General features: G+C 50.6%; 16 protein-coding genes. 10 read left to right on the forward strand and 6 right to left on the reverse strand.

Translation table 11 applies throughout. The features are described 5' to 3' along the window. The 10 genes from HMPREF2606_RS11250 to ftsZ form a co-directional block, all read left to right on the forward strand. On the forward strand, positions 1 to 332 hold a 332-nt coding region (locus tag HMPREF2606_RS11250; protein ID WP_283122338.1), incomplete at its 5' end, for a tetratricopeptide repeat protein. Positions 333 to 417: 85 nt separating this feature from the next. Continuing rightward, positions 418 to 1755 carry a UDP-N-acetylmuramoyl-L-alanine--D-glutamate ligase gene (gene murD / locus HMPREF2606_RS03660; RefSeq protein ID WP_070843320.1) on the forward strand — a complete coding sequence of 446 codons (1338 nt, stop codon included), beginning with the start codon at positions 418 to 420 and terminating at the stop codon, positions 1753 to 1755. Positions 1756 to 1998: 243 nt separating this feature from the next. Then, positions 1999 to 3495, forward strand: coding sequence for an amidase (locus tag HMPREF2606_RS03665; RefSeq protein WP_070712117.1), 1497 nt, complete (start codon positions 1999 to 2001; stop codon positions 3493 to 3495). Positions 3496 to 3766: 271 nt separating this feature from the next. Further along, positions 3767 to 5029 carry an FtsW/RodA/SpoVE family cell cycle protein gene (locus tag HMPREF2606_RS03670; RefSeq protein ID WP_070712118.1) on the forward strand — a complete coding sequence of 421 codons (1263 nt, stop codon included), beginning with the start codon at positions 3767 to 3769 and terminating at the stop codon, positions 5027 to 5029. Positions 5030 to 5033: 4 nt separating this feature from the next. Further along, a complete protein-coding gene (gene murG / locus HMPREF2606_RS03675; protein WP_063076124.1) occupies positions 5034 to 6101 on the forward strand; it encodes an undecaprenyldiphospho-muramoylpentapeptide beta-N-acetylglucosaminyltransferase in 1068 nt (355 codons plus the stop codon). 165 nt (positions 6102 to 6266) lie between these two features. Further along, positions 6267 to 7676 (forward strand): UDP-N-acetylmuramate--L-alanine ligase, encoded by a 1410-nt coding sequence (gene murC / locus HMPREF2606_RS03680; protein WP_070585180.1) that lies wholly within the window; start codon positions 6267 to 6269, stop codon positions 7674 to 7676. Positions 7677 to 7763: 87 nt separating this feature from the next. Continuing rightward, a complete protein-coding gene (locus HMPREF2606_RS03685; RefSeq protein WP_070712119.1) occupies positions 7764 to 8678 on the forward strand; it encodes a D-alanine--D-alanine ligase in 915 nt (304 codons plus the stop codon). Continuing rightward, positions 8668 to 9387 carry a cell division protein FtsQ/DivIB gene (locus HMPREF2606_RS03690; protein ID WP_070585175.1) on the forward strand — a complete coding sequence of 240 codons (720 nt, stop codon included), beginning with the start codon at positions 8668 to 8670 and terminating at the stop codon, positions 9385 to 9387. Before HMPREF2606_RS03685 ends, HMPREF2606_RS03690 begins: the two co-directional genes overlap by 11 nt. A gap of 74 nt (positions 9388 to 9461) precedes the next feature. Next, complete coding sequence (gene ftsA, locus HMPREF2606_RS03695; protein WP_070585172.1) at positions 9462 to 10709, forward strand: cell division protein FtsA; 1248 nt, start codon at positions 9462 to 9464, stop codon at positions 10707 to 10709. Positions 10710 to 10962: 253 nt separating this feature from the next. Next, positions 10963 to 12162 carry a cell division protein FtsZ gene (gene ftsZ / locus HMPREF2606_RS03700; RefSeq protein WP_070585169.1) on the forward strand — a complete coding sequence of 400 codons (1200 nt, stop codon included), beginning with the start codon at positions 10963 to 10965 and terminating at the stop codon, positions 12160 to 12162. A 119-nt stretch (positions 12163 to 12281) separates the two neighbouring features. Here ftsZ and ispH read toward each other — a convergent pair whose 3' ends face one another. From ispH to HMPREF2606_RS03730, 6 genes are all read right to left on the reverse strand, one after another. Next, positions 12282 to 13250: a 4-hydroxy-3-methylbut-2-enyl diphosphate reductase gene (ispH, locus tag HMPREF2606_RS03705; protein ID WP_070712120.1), complete on the reverse strand. Its 969-nt coding sequence runs from the start codon at positions 13248 to 13250 to the stop codon at positions 12282 to 12284. A gap of 13 nt (positions 13251 to 13263) precedes the next feature. Further along, positions 13264 to 13770: a signal peptidase II gene (lspA, locus tag HMPREF2606_RS03710; RefSeq protein ID WP_070712121.1), complete on the reverse strand. Its 507-nt coding sequence runs from the start codon at positions 13768 to 13770 to the stop codon at positions 13264 to 13266. A 148-nt stretch (positions 13771 to 13918) separates the two neighbouring features. After that, positions 13919 to 14818 (reverse strand): glycine--tRNA ligase subunit alpha, encoded by a 900-nt coding sequence (glyQ, locus tag HMPREF2606_RS03715; RefSeq protein WP_003685919.1) that lies wholly within the window; start codon positions 14816 to 14818, stop codon positions 13919 to 13921. A gap of 81 nt (positions 14819 to 14899) precedes the next feature. Next, on the reverse strand, positions 14900 to 15082 hold the full coding sequence (gene yacG, locus HMPREF2606_RS03720; protein WP_003682475.1) for a DNA gyrase inhibitor YacG: 183 nt from the start codon (positions 15080 to 15082) through the stop codon (positions 14900 to 14902). Then, entirely contained in the window at positions 15079 to 15699 is a 621-nt protein-coding gene (gene coaE, locus HMPREF2606_RS03725; protein WP_070843321.1) for a dephospho-CoA kinase, read from the reverse strand. The genes yacG and coaE overlap by 4 nt, the downstream gene beginning before the upstream one ends. Next, positions 15699 to 16586 (reverse strand): prepilin peptidase, encoded by an 888-nt coding sequence (locus HMPREF2606_RS03730; protein WP_070843322.1) that lies wholly within the window; start codon positions 16584 to 16586, stop codon positions 15699 to 15701. The genes coaE and HMPREF2606_RS03730 overlap by 1 nt, the downstream gene beginning before the upstream one ends. Position 16587: the final 1 nt, after the last annotated feature.

Consider the following 16587-nt stretch of genomic DNA (forward strand, 5'->3'; position numbering starts at 1 on the left):
AAGGGCAAGGCGTCCGTCAAGACTATGCACAGGCAGTGCAGTGGTATCGTAGGGCTGCAGAACAAGGGGATGCCGATGCCCAAGTTAATTTGGGTCTGATGTATGCCAACGGGCAAGGAGTCCGTCAAGACTATACACAGGCGGTGCAGTGGTGTCGTAGGGCTGCAGAACAAGGACATGCTGGTGCCCAATTCAATTTGGGTGTGATGTATGCCGAAGGACGCGGCGTGCGCCAAGACCTTGCGCTCGCTCAAGAATGGTTTGGTAAGGCTTGTCAAAACGGAGACCAAGACGGCTGCGACATTTACCAACGCCTGAAGGCGGGTCATTGAACAGCTCGCGATGCCGTATGAAAGCGACTTGAGCAGAAGCGGACATCCCCCTGCTCAATATGATTTGTTTTAGGACAAAACCAAAATGACTTTTCAAAACAAAAAAATCCTTGTCGCCGGACTTGGCGGCACGGGTATTTCCATGATTGCCTATCTGCGCAAAAACGGTGCGGAGGTGGCTGCGTATGATGCGGATCTGAAAGCCGAGCGCGTGTCGCAAATCGGGAAGATGTTTGATGGGCTGGTGTTTTACACGGGCCGTCTGAAAGATGCGTTGGATAATGGTTTCGATATTCTGGCGCTCAGTCCCGGCATCAGCGAACGGCAGCCGGATATTGAGGCGTTCAAGCAAAACGGCGGGCGCGTGTTGGGCGACATTGAATTGTTGGCGGATATTGTGAACCGCCGCGGTGATAAGGTAATCGCGATTACCGGCAGCAACGGCAAAACCACGGTTACGAGCTTGGTCGGCTATCTCTGCATCAAGTGCGGGCTGGATACCGTTATCGCGGGCAATATCGGTACGCCGGTTTTGGAGGCGGAATTGCAGCGCGAAGGCAAAAAGGCGGACGTGTGGGTGTTGGAGCTTTCCAGCTTCCAACTGGAAAATACCGAAAGCCTGCGCCCGACTGCGGCGACGGTGCTGAACATTTCTGAAGACCATCTCGACCGCTACGACGACTTGCTCGACTACGCGCATACCAAGGATAAGATTTTCCGAGGCGATGGCGTGCAGGTTTTGAATTCAGACGACGTGTTCTGCCGCGCCATGAAGCGGGCAGGGCGCGAGGTGAAATGGTTTTCGTTGGAACACGAAGCTGATTTTTGGTTGGAACGCGAGACAGGCCAACTGAAACAAGGCGATGAAGATTTGATTGCTACGCAAGACATCCCGTTGCAAGGTTTGCACAACGCCGCCAACGTTATGGCTGCCGTGGCTTTGTGCGAGGCCGTCGGTTTGCCGCGCGAAGTATTGTTCGAACACGTTAAAACCTTCCAAGGCTTGCCGCACCGCGTCGAAAAAATCGGCGAGAAAAACGGCGTGGTGTTTATCGACGACAGCAAAGGCACGAACGTCGGCGCGACCGCCGCCGCGATTGCCGGTTTGCAAAATCCGCTCTTCGTGATTTTGGGCGGTATGGGCAAAGGGCAGGACTTCACGCCCCTGCGCGACGCGCTTGTCGGCAAGGCAAAAAGCGTGTTCCTGATCGGTGTCGATGCGCCGCAAATCCGCCGCGATTTGGACGGCTGCGGTCTGAATATGACCGACTGCGCCACTTTGGAAGAAGCGGTTCAGACGGCATATGCCCAAGCCGAAGCGGGCGATATCGTGTTGCTCAGCCCGGCTTGTGCGAGCTTTGATATGTTTAAAGGCTATGCGCACCGTTCGGAAGTGTTTATCGAAGCGTTCAAAGCTTTGTAAGGCCGTCTGAAAGATGAAAAGAGGGTTGGTTTTACCGTAAACCATGTGTGTCATTGTCTCAAAGGTCGTCTGAAAACGTTAAGGCAGTTTCAGACGACCTTTTTGCAGCAACGGTAAACTTGTTCCTTGCCTTTATCCGGTGTTACTGTTTCTTAAAATTTGCCTATGCGGGCAAACAGCGAGGCGGAGGGCAGCTATGCCTGACCGACAAAACGTGTGTTTATCAATCCGAAAGGAAAACCCATGAATTTTCAAGACTACATCCGTTACGATGCCGTCGGTTTGGCAGAGCTGATCCGTAAAAAAGAAGTCTCCGCCGATGAAGTGTTGCAGGCTGCTTTAAACCGCTTGGACGAAGTCAATCCCAAGCTCAATCTGTTGGCGCACGATTTGCGCGAACGCGCGGCGGCGTGGCAGGGGTCGTCTGAAAATGCCGATACGCCGCTGGCGGGCGTACCGTTTTTGCTCAAAGACTTGCTGGCGGATTGGGAAGGCGCGCCGACATGGTCGGGTTCGCGTATGATGCAGCATTACATTGCCAAACAAAACAGCGATTTGACCCAAGCCTATCTCGATGCGGGGCTGCGCGTGTTCGGCAAAACCACTACGCCCGAATGGGGCGCGTATCCCGTTACCGAAACCGAAATTTACGGCATCACGCGCAATCCGTGGCATTTGGATTACACCGCGGGCGGCAGCAGCGGAGGCGCGGCGGCGGCAGTGGCTTCGGGCGTCGTACCCGCAGCGCACGGCAGCGACGGTGGCGGCTCCATTCGCTTACCCGCGCACAACTGCGGCGTGTTCGGGCTGAAACCCACGCGCGGCCGCAGCAGTTACGCGCCGAACGCATCGGAGGCATGGCAAGGTTTGGTATGCGACCATGTGTTGACCCGCAGCGTGCGCGACAGCGCGGTTTTGCTGGACATCGCCGCCCAAACCCAAGCCCGCGCCCTGTATGCCTGCCCGCCGCCGCCCGAAAACGGTTTTGCAGACAGCCTGAAACTAGAAACAGGTCGTCTGAAAATCGCTTTTTGGAAACAGACATGGTTTGGCGGCGGTAACGACGAAGGCACGGAAGCCGCGTTCGCCCATAGTTTGAAACTGATGCAAGACACGGGACACGAATTGGAAGAAGCCACGCCCGATTTTGTGCCGCCCGAACAATTAAACCGAGCCGCCCGCATCATCGTCATGGGTGAAACGGCAAAACTGTTCTACCAATATCAATACGAAACCGGACAAAAACTGCCGCACCGCCTGCTTGAGCCGACAACGTGGGCAATGATTGTGCAGGGGCGGCAAATCAGCGCGGGCGAAATGGCTTGGGCGCGCGACGTGATGTTGGCGCAGGAACGTGCCGCCAAAGCATTTTTTACGCGCTACGACGTGTTGATGACGCCCGTCTGCCCGCGCACCACGCCGAAAATCGGCGAGATGATGCCGCCACCCGCCGCGCAAAAAGCCATGCGCCTGCTGTTCGGCACGCTGCGTTTGGGTTTTCTGTTGAAAAACAACCCGTTTTTGGAAAAAGAAGCCGCCACGACGCTGCAATACGTCGGTTATACGTCGCCGCTGAACATGAGCGGCAACCCCGCCATGAGCGTGCCGCTTTACCGGCATAACGGGCTGCCTGTCGGTACCCAGTTCGCCGCCGCACACGGGCGCGAAGACACGCTGCTTAGCCTCGCCGCGCAGTTGGAACAGATACAGCCGTGGGCGGAAATACCGCAGTTGGCTTAGGGTTTGCATGGGATAAAAAGTAGCCTATTTCCCTGAAGAAAAGATTTATACAAGGCCGTCTGAAAACATAAAAGCGTTTTCAGACGGCCTTTTGCCGATATCAAAGGGTAGGGGAGGGCGCAAAGAATGTCGGAATCTGACATCTTTAAAGAATCTGAATTGTTGGTTTGGAAATAAACCTTTAAAATAACGTTAATTCATTTTTTCAGACGGCCTCTTGCCCATTTGCAGGCCGTCTGAATATTTTATTCAAGCCGTTACGGATGTTTTCATGATTAGTCTTTCCAAAATGCTTGACCGGCCGATTGCGCGCGATGGTCGGAAGTTTGATGTTTCTCTCTTGTGGATGGTCGTCTTAATGACGGTCTTCAGCCTGATTATGATTTATTCGGCTTCGATTGCGTATGCGGCATCGGAAGGGGGCAGCCAGTTTTCTTTTGTGTCTAAGCAGGCAATGTTTATCCTGTTTACGGTGGCCATATGCTTGCCGCTTTTCCTGCTGAAGATGAGTTTCTGGCGGCGGATTATTCCGTTTTATTTTGCTGTTTCGGGTTTGCTGTTGTTGCTGGTTTTGTTTGTCGGCCGCGAGATTAACGGCGCGACGCGCTGGATTCATATCGGGCCGCTCAACTTGCAACCGACTGAATTTTTCAAATTGGCGACGGTCTTGTATTTGTCCAGCCTGTTTACGCGTCGTGAAGAAATGTTGCGTGATTTGGATTCTTTGGGTTGGTCGTCTTTGTTTACCGGTATTGGCGATTTGGTGTGCAGCCCCTTTAAAAGTGAAGCTTGGGTAAGGGTAAAGGAACGCTTCCGTAAGTTTAAGACCTTGATTCTGCCGATTATGTTGGTGGCGGTCGGTTTGGTTTTGATTATGGGTCAGCCGGACTTTGGCTCGTTTGTCGTGATTGTCGTGATCACCATGGGTATGCTGTTTTTGGCAGGCTTCCCGTGGAAGTATTTTGCTGTATTGGTGGCAACCGTTGTGAGCGGTATGGGCTTGCTGATTTTGGCCGCGCCCTACCGTATGGCACGTGTGGCGGCGTTTTTGGACCCTTGGAGCGATCCTTTGGGTAAAGGCTATCAGCTGACCCATTCCTTGATGGCGATTGCGCGCGGCGGCTGGTTTGGCGAGGGCTTGGGCGCAAGTTTGGAAAAACGTTTCTATCTGCCTGAAGCGCATACGGACTTTATTTTTGCCGTCATCGGCGAGGAATTCGGCTTTTTCGGGATGCTGGTTTTGGTGTTCTGCTATGGCTGGCTGGTGTGGCGTGCGTTTTCCATCGGCAAGCAGGCGCGTGATTCGGGCTTGATGTTCAGCGCGTATATTGCTAACGGTATCGGTATTTGGATTGGTATTCAAAGTTTCTTCAATATCGGTGTAAACATCGGTATCCTGCCTACTAAAGGCCTGACTTTGCCGTTTATGTCTTACGGTGGTTCGGCTGTCTTTATCATGCTGGTGTGCATTACTTTGTTATTGCGCATTGATTATGAAAACCGCCAAAAAATGCGCGGTTATTCGGTGGAGTAAAACCATGAGCGGTAAAACTTTTATGCTGATGGCCGGCGGTACGGGCGGCCATATTTTCCCTGCATTGGCGGTTGCTGAGTCGCTGCAAAAGCGCGGCCATCATGTGATTTGGCTGGGCAGTCAGGATTCGATGGAAGAGCGTATCGTGCCGCAATACGGCATACGCTTGGAAACGCTGGCCATTAAAGGTATACGCGGCAATGGCATCAAGCGCAAGCTGATGTTGCCGTTTACGCTGTATAAAACTGTCCGCGCGGCGCAGCAGATTATTAAGAAACACCGTGTCGAGTGCGTTATCGGTTTTGGCGGTTTCGTTACTTTCCCCGGCGGCTTGGCGGCAAAAATTTCCGGTGTGCCGATTGTGATTCATGAGCAAAACGCCGTAGCCGGTTTGTCCAACCGCCAACTGTCGCGTTGGGCAAAACGTGTTCTGTATGCTTTCCCGAAAGCCTTTCAACATGAAGGCGGATTGGTGGGTAACCCTGTCCGTGCCGATATTGCGGCATTGCCTGTTCCTGAAGAACGCTTTGAAAACCGTCAAGGCCGTCTGAAAGTTTTGGTGGTGGGCGGCAGTTTGGGTGCGGATGTGTTGAACAAAACCGTTCCGCAAGCTTTGGCATTATTGCCTGAGGCTGCCCGTCCGCAAATGTATCATCAGTCCGGCCGCAATAAATTGGGCAACCTGCAGGCGGATTACGATGCATTAGGTGTGCAAGCCGAGTGCGTGGAATTTATTACCGATATGGTATCCGCCTACCGCGATGCCGACTTGGTGATTTGCCGTGCCGGTGCGCTGACGATTGCCGAGCTGACGGCTGCTGGTTTGGGTGCATTGCTGGTGCCGTATCCGCATGCGGTAGATGACCACCAAACAGCCAATGCGCGTTTTATGGTGCAGGCCGAAGCCGGTTTGCTGCTGCCGCAAACTCAACTGACGGCAGAAAAACTGGCCGAAATCCTCGGTGGATTAAACCGTGAAAAATGCCTGAAATGGGCGAAAAATGCCCGTACCTTGGCGTTACCGCACAGTGCGGACGATGTGGCGGAAATTGCCATATCTTGTACCGAATAAGCAGGCAGACTTTGTTCAAGGCCGTCTGAAAAGTTAATTAACGGCGTTTCAGACGGCCTTTATTGCTTTTGTTAAAATTCCTTTACAATAAAAGCATAGCGCAGAAGCGGATAGCCCTTTAAAATAACGCCTTTACGCACTAAAAACCAACCGGAACGCAACGTTATGATGAAAAATCGAGTGACCAACATCCATTTTGTCGGAATCGGCGGCGTCGGCATGAGCGGTATTGCCGAAGTTTTACACAATTTGGGCTTTAAAGTTTCCGGTTCGGATCAGGCGCGTAATGCCGTTACTGAGCATTTGAGCGCTCTCGGCATCCAAGTTTACCCAGGTCATACTGCCGAACACGTCAATGGTGCCGACGTGGTCGTTACCTCTACTGCGGTCAAAAAAGATAATCCGGAAGTTGTTGCCGCGTTGGAACAGCAGATTCCCGTGATTCCGCGCGCGTTGATGTTGGCAGAATTGATGCGCTTCCGCGATGGTATCGCCATTGCCGGTACGCACGGTAAAACCACAACCACCAGCCTGACCGCTTCTATTCTCGGCGCGGCAGGACTCGATCCGACTTTCGTTATCGGCGGCAAGCTCAACGCAGCAGGTACCAACGCCCGTTTGGGTAAAGGCGAATACATCGTTGCCGAAGCCGACGAATCTGATGCCTCTTTCCTGCACCTGACCCCGATTATGTCCGTCGTGACCAATATCGATGAAGACCACATGGACACTTACGGCCACAGTGTTGAGAAACTGCATCAGGCGTTTGTGGATTTCATCCACCGTATGCCGTTTTACGGTAAGGCCTTCTTGTGTATCGACAGCGAACACGTCCGCGCGATTTTGCCCAAAGTGAGCAAGCCTTACGCGACTTACGGCTTGGACGATACTGCCGATATCTATGCAACCGATATTGAAAACATCGGCGCGCAAATGAAATTTACCGTTCATGTCCAAATGAAAGGACATGAGCAAGAGCCGTTTGAAGTTGTTTTGAATATGCCCGGCCGCCACAACGTCCTCAATGCGTTGGCGGCTATCGGCGTTGCGCTGGAAGTTGGCGCATCGGTTGAAGCGATCCAAAAAGGCTTGCTCGGCTTTGAAGGTGTCGGCCGCCGCTTCCAAAAATATGGCGACATTAAATTACCAAACGGCGGAACCGCTTTGCTGGTGGACGATTATGGCCACCATCCTGTCGAAATGGAAGCAACCCTTTCCGCCGCACGCGGTGCATACCCTGAAAAACGCTTGGTCTTGGCTTTCCAACCGCACCGCTATACCCGTACACGCGATTTGTTTGAAGACTTTACCAAAGTCCTCAATACCGTTGATGCTTTGGTGTTGACCGAAGTTTATGCCGCAGGCGAAGAGCCGATTGCCGCGGCCGATTCCCGCGCCTTGGCGCGCGCCATCCGCGTATTGGGCAAACTTGAGCCTATTTACTGCGAAAACGTTGCCGACTTGCCGCAAATGCTGCTGAATGTTTTGCAGGACGGCGATGTTGTGTTGAATATGGGTGCCGGCAGCATCAACCGCGTTCCGTCTGCATTGGTGGAATTGTCAAAACAATCATAATAAACAGGCATATTTGCCTTTGAGGACAGATAGGTCGTCTGAACAATATTCAGACGGCCTGTATCAGTATTTAAGAAAGTGGAAATTATGCAGAATTTTGGCAAAGTGGCCGTGTTGATGGGCGGCTTCTCCAGCGAGCGCGAAGTTTCGCTGGACAGTGGCGCCGCTATTTTGGCTGCCTTGAAAAGCAAAGGCATCGATGTCCATGCGTTCGACCCCAAAGAAACCCCGTTGTCTGAATTGAAAACACAAGGTTTTCAGACGGCCTTCAATATTCTGCACGGCACTTTCGGCGAAGATGGCGCGATTCAAGGCGCGTTGGAGCTGATGGGTATTCCTTACACCGGCAGCGGGGTGGCTGCTTCCGCGCTGGGTATGGACAAATACCGCTGCAAACTGATTTGGCAGGCTGTAGGCTTGCCTGTTCCTGAGTTTGCCGTATTGCATGACGACAGCGACTTTGATGCCGTTGAAGAAAAATTGGGCCTGCCGATGTTTGTGAAACCCGCCGCGGAAGGCAGTAGCGTCGGTGTGGTAAAAGTCAAAGAAAAAGGCCGTCTGAAAAGCGTTTACGAAGAATTGAAACATTTGCAGGGTGAAATTATTGCCGAACGCTTTATCGGCGGTGGCGAGTATTCTTGCCCGGTATTGAACGGCAAAGGCCTACCGAGCATTCATATTATTCCGGCTACCGAGTTTTACGACTACGAAGCCAAATACAACCGCGACGATACGGTTTATCAATGCCCGTCGGAAGATTTGAGCGAGGCGGAGGAAAACCTGATGCGCGAACTGGCTGTGCGTGGCGCGCAGGCGATTGGTGCGGACGGCTGTTCGCGCGTGGACTTTCTGAAAGATACGGACGGTAAACTGTATCTCTTGGAAATCAATACCTTGCCTGGTATGACCAGCCACAGTTTAGTGCCAAAATCTGCAGGCCATACCGGCGTAGATTTTGCTGATTTATGTATTGAGATTTTGAAGACCGCTCATGTGGGATGATGCAGGCGCACTGGGTCGGCTGACCCGCCGGCTATTGGTGCTGATGACCTTTCTGTTGATAGGTTCGGGCATAGCTTGGCTTTACAATTCCAAATATTTCCCGGTGAAACAGATTGCCATTCAGGGCAAGCTGAAATATGCTTCCGGCAAAGAATTGCAAACCGTTGCACGAGAGCATATCAGGGGTAATATGTTCCGCGCCGATATTGATTCGGCGCAGGCCGCTTTTCAGGAATTGCCTTGGATTGACTCGGCAATGGTACGCCGCCGTTTTCCGGAAACCGTGGAAATTATCCTGACCGAGCGTGTGCCGGTTGCACACTGGCGCGCTGGCGGCTTGGTGGACAGTAAGGGTAATGTGTTTGCTGCAAGCCTGAAACAGGACCTGCCTATATTTGAAGGGCAGCAGGGGACAGGCAAAGACATGGTCAAACATTATGCGGACTTTTCCGGTATTTTGAGCCCGTTGAAACTGACCATCAAAGAATTGATCTACACGCCGCGTTCGGCATGGCTGCTTGTATTGAACAATGGCATTACCGTGCGCTTGGGGCGTGAAAACGAAATCAAACGTTTGCAGCAGTTTGCCCAGATTTGGCCATCGCTGCTGCGTAAAAAACAAAGTCGTATCGAGTATGTCGATATGCGTTATAAGGATGGTTTTTCAGTCCGTTACAGGCCGCCTGAAAACCCTTCCGACAGTGAATAGCCGATTAGACGTGAAGCAATCTTGTTTCAAAAATAATCAAACCGTCAGTCAGACAACATAGCGAACGAGCAATTATGGAACAACAACAAAATAAATATATCAGTGCCTTAGACATTGGTACGTCCAAGGTCATCGCCTTAATCGGTGAGATTCGGGAAGATAACGAAATCCACATTGTTGGCTTGGGTCAAAGCCCTTCACGCGGCCTGCGTGCAGGTATGGTGACCAACATTGACGCCACTGCGCAAGCCATTCGTCAGGCGGTAGAAGATGCCGAGCTGATGGCAGATACCAAAATTTCCCACGTCGTTACCGGTATTGCCGGTAACCATATCCGCAGCCTGAATTCACAAGGCGTGGTCAAAATTAAAGATGGCGAAGTATCGCAAGCCGATATCGATCGTGCCATCGAAACGGCCAAAGCCATCAATATTCCGCCTGATCACAACATCTTGCATACCGTGGTTCAAGAGTACATCATCGACAACCAACCTGGTGTGAAAGAGCCTATCGGCATGAGCGGCGTGCGTTTGGATACCCGTGTACACATCATTACCGGTGCGAACACTGCTTTGCAAAATATCCAAAAATGTATCCAACGTTGTGGCCTGCAAATGGATCAAATCATGCTTCAGCCTTTGGCAAGCGGTCACGCCGTTTTGACTGAAGACGAAAAAGATTTGGGCGTGTGCGTTATCGATATCGGTGGCGGTACAACCGACATCGCGGTTTATACCAATGGCGCAATTCGCCATACTGCGGTGATTCCCGTTGCCGGCGATTTGATTACCAAAGACTTGGCACAAGCCTTGCGTACGCCGCACAGTGCAGCTGAGTACATCAAAATCCATTACGGTGCTGCGATTCCGACTATGGACGGCTTGGATGAAATGATTGAAGTTCCTAGCGTTGGCGACCGTCAATCACGTCAAATTTCACGCCGTGTATTGGCTGAAATCATCGGCCCGCGCGTAGAAGAAATTTTGGAATTGACGCTGAACGAATTGCGCCGCTCCGGTTTCCCTGAAGAAGTGCTGACTTCCGGTATCGTTTTGACCGGTGGTGCTTCTATGTTGACCGGTATTGTTGAGTTGGCGGAAGAAGTCTTCAATCTGCCAGCGCGTATCGGTGTTCCACAAGAAATGGGCGGTGTATCTGAGCGTATCCGCAATCCACGCTATTCAACCGCCATCGGTCTTTTGCAGGCTGCAAGAGGAGAGGAAGACGGCGCGCCGGTGACAGGTGCCATTGTGGTTCATGATCAGGCTGAAAAAATCAGTCTGTGGGCAAGACTGATGAAATTCGTTAAAGACAATTTCTGATAAAAGTTTTCAGGGCAGGCGGTGTAGCAACCGTTTGTCCTGAATATTTAAGTGAGATTAAACGGTTTTAAATAATTGCTAAGTGAATAATTTAAAACTTGTATATTTTCTGTTAAAAAATGTAGTAAAAATATAACGCTGACAGCCGAATGGTAAGAAGATTTTTGCCAGTATCTGGATACTTCTTATATAATACGGATAATGAGTTATTTTTGAACCGTCCTTAATAAAGCGGGGCGCGGAGGATTATTGAATGGAATTTGTTTACGACGTAGCAGAATCAGCAACGAGCCCTGCTGTTATTAAAGTTATCGGTTTGGGTGGCGGTGGCTGTAATGCCATCAACAACATGGTTGCCAACACCATTCATGGTGTTGAGTTCATCAGTGCCAATACCGATGCGCAATCATTGGCTAAAAACAATGCGGCTAAACGCATTCAATTGGGTACAAACCTGACTCGCGGTTTGGGTGCCGGTGCAAATCCTGAAATCGGTCGCGCCGCTGCTCAAGAAGATCGCGAAGCCATCGAAGATGCCATCCGCGGTGCAAACATGCTGTTCATCACTACCGGTATGGGTGGTGGTACAGGTACCGGCTCTGCTCCTGTTGTGGCTGAAATCGCTAAAGAAATGGGTATCCTGACCGTTGCGGTTGTGACTCGTCCGTTTGCTTACGAAGGCAAACGCGTACATATCGCTCAAGCAGGTTTGGATCAACTCAAAGAGCGCGTCGATTCCCTGATCATTATCCCGAACGACAAATTGATGACTGCCTTGGGCGAAGACGTGACCATGCGTGAAGCTTTCCGTGCGGCAGACAATGTACTGCGTGACGCGGTTGCCGGTATTTCCGAAGTGGTTACTTGCCCGAGCGACATGATCAACTTGGACTTCGCCGACGTGAAAACCGTGATGAGCAATCGCGGTATCGCCATGATGGGTTCAGGTTTCGCGCAAGGTATCGACCGTGCCCGTTTGGCTACCGATCAAGCTATCTCCAGCCCGCTCTTGGATAACGTTACTTTAGATGGCGCACGCGGTGTATTGGTAAACATTACCACTGCTCCTGGCTGCCTGAAAATGTCTGAGTTTAACGAGATTATGCGTATCGTCAACCAAAATGCACACCCTGAAGTGGAATGCAAATTTGGTGCTGCCGAAGACGAGAGTATGAGCGAAGACGCTATCCGTATTACCATCATTGCTACCGGCTTGAAAGAAAACGGTACTGACAACCAACTGCGTGCTGCTGCCCGTACCCAACAATTGGTACGCGGTGCGGAAGAAGCGCCCCAAGCTCAAAGCCAAAGCAATGCTGAAAGCCTGGTTCGTACTAACCGCAATATCCGTTCTATGAACCTGACTGCGGCTGATTTCAGCAACCAGTCTGTGCTGGATGACTTTGAAATTCCTGCTATCTTGCGCCGTCAGCAACATACTTCTGATAAATAATCAGGATCATGTATGAAAAGACCTGCCTTTAAGGCGGGTCTTTTTTATTAGTAAAATATACTTAAGGCCGTCTGAAAATTTTCAGACGGCCTTAAGTTCAAATAAAGCAAATAACAAACTTACCCTTTATTGAGAATTTGTTTGTTTTCGCCCTCACGACGCAATTCTTTGGGCAAGACAAATACAATGCTTTCTTCTGCGCCTTCACCTTCGCGTATGGTCTCGTGTCCCCAGTCTTGAATAGTTTGTAATACTTCTCTGACCAAGACTTCAGGCGCAGATGCCCCGGCAGTGACACCGACCTTGGTTTTGTTTTCAAACCATTCTTTTTTCAGATAGGTAGCATTATCGACCATATAGGCATCAACTCCGCGCAATGCGGCTACTTCACGCAAGCGGTTGCTGTTGGAAGAATTGGGCGAGCCGACAACAATCACGAGATCGCATTCTTCGGCTAATTCTTTAACAGCAGTTTGGCGATTGGTTGTAGCGTAGCAAATGTCTTCTTTGTGCGGATTGCGGATATTGGGGAAGCGTTGATTCAAAGCTGCAATAATGTCTTTGGTTTCGTCTACCGATAAAGTGGTTTGGCTGACGTAGGCCAGTTTGTCAGGATTTTTGACGTTCAGTCCGGCTACATCTTCCACTGTCTCAACCAGAAACATTTTGCCCGGAGGCAATTGTCCCATCGTACCTTCCACTTCGACGTGGCCTTTGTGGCCGATCATAATGATTTCGTAATCTTGCTCATCGAGGCGGGCTACTTCTTTATGAACTTTGGTTACCAGAGGGCAGGTAGCATCAAAAACGCGGAAACCACGTTGTGCCGCTTCTTCCTGTACGGCTTTGGATACGCCGTGAGCAGAGTAAATCAGTGTGGCGCCCTTTGGGACATCCGCCAAGTCATCGACAAATACGGCACCTTTTGCCCGAAGATTATCCACGACGAATTTGTTGTGAACGACTTCATGGCGGACGTAAATGGGCGCGCCGAACTCTTCGAGTGCACGTTCAACAATGCTGATGGCACGGTCAACACCGGCACAGAAGCCGCGTGGATTGGCAAGGATAATGGTTTTTTGAGTCATGTGTGTTCCGTTTTCAGACGGCCTTTGTGTCGTTTGAAGGTGTTTTTTTGTGCAGCAAACCGTCTATTACCAAGCAAACTGCGCCAACGCAGATAAAGCTGTCGGCAATGTTAAATGCGGGATAGAACCAGTTTTGCCAATAGAAAAGCAGAAAATCGACAACGTGGCCGTGAATCAGACGGTCAACCACATTGCCAATTGCGCCACCGATAATCATGGCTGCCCCTAGTTTGCCCCAGCGTCCAAACTCATCGCGCCAGATGGCACGGGCCAAATACAGGCTGATGACGACGGCCAGACCTAAAAAGAAGAATTTTTGCCAGCCGCCTTGGTCGGCCAAAAAGCTGAATGCCGCGCCTAGATTATAGGCAAGCGTCAGGTCAAAAAAGTCTGGAATGATATTGAGGCGTTCGCCTTCGGTAAAGTGTTTCAAGATTTCCCATTTGCTCAGTTGGTCAAGAATGATGGCAACGAGGGAAAGTAAGAAAAAGGGCGTTTTTGCAGAAGAGGATGAACTCATGTTTTCAGACGGTTTATGTAATAAAGGGCTTATTTTACCTGAAAGCAGGCAGGAAGTGTTTGCGATGGCATCGACGTTAAGGTCGTCTGAAAATAGAAACGCCGCCACTTGAATGCATCAAAGGGCGGCGTGGTAAGTATGTGCGGACTTATTGGTTTTTAAGCAATGGGAAGCCCAGTTTCTCGCGGCTTTCAACGAATTTTTGAGCAACGATACGGCTCAGCGCACGAATACGGCCGATGTAGGTTGCGCGTTCGGTAACGGAAATGGCGCCGCGTGCATCCAAGAGGTTGAACGTATGGCCGGCTTTGAGTACAAGCTCATAAGCAGGCAGGGCAAGACTGGTGTCTTCAACTGCAAGCAGGCGTTTGGCTTGTTCTTCATAGTCGTTGAATTGGCGCAAGAGCCAATCGGCATCGCTGTATTCGAAGTTGTAGGTGGATTGTTCGACTTCGTTTTGATGATAAACGTCACCGTAAGTGACGATGTTGCCATCAAGGGTTTTTGCCCAAACAAGGTCGTACACGTTTTCCACGCCTTGCAGATACATGGCGAGACGCTCGATACCGTAGGTGATTTCGCCGAGTACGGGGGAGCAGTCGATACCGCCGACTTGTTGGAAGTAGGTGAATTGGGTTACTTCCATGCCGTTGAGCCAAACTTCCCAACCCAAGCCCCAAGCGCCGAGAGTAGGGTTTTCCCAGTCGTCTTCGACAAAGCGGATGTCGTGTACTTTAGGGTCGATACCCAATTCACGCAGGGAGTCGAGGTAGAGGTCTTGAATATTGGCCGGTGCAGGTTTGAGCGCAACTTGGAATTGATAGTAGTGTTGCAGGCGGTTGGGGTTGTCGCCATAGCGGCCGTCTTTGGGGCGGCGGCTGGGTTGAACGTAAGCGGCAAACCAAGGCTCCGGGCCTAAGGCGCGCAGACAAGTGGCGGGATGGGAAGTACCGGCACCGACTTCCATATCGAAAGGTTGGATAACGGTGCAGCCTTTGTCTGCCCAGTAGTTTTGTAATTTGAAAATAATTTGTTGGAAGGTGAGCATGGTGGATGGAATAGATTGGAATAAAGAGGGTATTTTACTGTTTTGAGCCTGTTTTGGATAGGCTGAAGGAAGCGGCGCAGTTTATTTGCCGTCCAATAGGTCTGAAAAGGGGTCGTCTTCCGAAGAAACGGTGTATTTTTCTTGCGCCCATTCGCCTAAATCAATGAGTTTACACCGTTTGCTGCAGAAAGGGCGGTAGGGGCTGTCGGTGTTCCAAACGACTTCTTTGTGGCAGGTTGGACATTTTACAACAGGAGCGGTCATACAGTTTCTTTCAGAGTTTGTGCAATGGACTGATAGTATTGATGCAAACGGGCAACCTTGATTTTTGCTTCTTCCATGCTATGGGTATTGTCCAATACATCATCGGCATGCAGCAGTCTGTCACATCGAGAAGCTTGGGTGGCCATGATTTGACGCGTTTGTTCTTCTGAAAAACCATTGCGTTGATGTACGCGTTCGATTTGGACGAACTCTGGAACATCTACAACCAAAATACGGTCGGCCTCCGCTTTAAATGCCGGATTCTCAATTAAAAGCGGTACATCGACAATTCCGTAGGTGGAGGAAGCAAGTTGTTGTTTCTGCTGTTGGATTTTGTTTAAGATTAATGGCAGAAGCAGGTTTTCCAGTTGTTTTTTGGATTGAGGCCGTCTGAAAACTTCTTCTCGTAAAGCCATACGATTCAGACGGCCTTCATGATCAAAAAACTCATCGCCAAAAAACTCGCGGATGGAAGGAAGGGCTTCGCCGTTTTCAGCGGTCAATGAGCGGCTGATGGCATCGGCATCGATAATGGGTACGCCAAGTTCGGAAAACATTTGGGCGATAGATGATTTGCCGCTACCGATACCGCCGGTCAAGCCTATCCATAATGTCATTATCGGAATCCTGATTGTACGAGCCACCATTGTACCAGTTGGGTAATAGGTGCATTGGCAACCAAAATAATCCATCCTGCCACAGCAAGGCTGGGACCAAAAGCAAAATATTGACCTTTACCGACGCGGGCAATGAGTGCGCCCATCAGTCCGACTAAGGCAGCCATGAAGATCAGAACAGGCAAAATTCCTACGCCCAGCCATGCCCCGAGTGCGGCCAAAAGTTTGAAGTCGCCATTGCCCATGCCGATTTTACCGGTCAGAAGTTTATAGACGGTGCATAAAGTATAAAGGCTCATATAGCCTGCGATTGCGCCCCAAACGGCTGAATGTAGGGGCACGAATGTGTCATTCAGATTAAACAGCAGGCCAATCCAAATTAGGGGCTGAGTCAGGCTGTCGGGTAAATATTGTGTATCTGCATCGATAAAGGTCAGCGCAATCAATATGGCAGTCAGAATGAATCCGCCAATAGTCGCCCATGACCAGCCGTATTGCCACGCGACAATACCGAATAAGACGCCTGTCAGCAGCTCAATCAGCGGATAGCGTATGCCGATAGCGGTTTTGCAGGAGTGGCATTTCCCGCCTAGTAAAACATAGCTGAGGATGGGGATGTTTTGCCAAAGTTTGACTGGACTTTTGCATTTTGGGCAGCGTGAATCCGGTTTGCGCAGATTAAATGGCTGTTTTTCTTCGTCTGTCAGCTCGATGCCCAAATGTTCTTTAGAAAATTGTGTCCATTCGCGTTCCATCATTATCGGCGTGCGATAAATGACAACGTTCAGAAAGCTGCCAATCAGCAATCCCAAAATAACGGCTAAAGGAATAGCGAATGGCGCAAGAACGGAGAGGGCGTCTATGGCAGAGTAAATACTATCAAGCATA

It is taken from the genome of Neisseria sp. HMSC070H10 (assembly GCF_001837635.1).
Classification (GTDB): Bacteria; Pseudomonadota; Gammaproteobacteria; order Burkholderiales; family Neisseriaceae; genus Neisseria; species Neisseria subflava_A.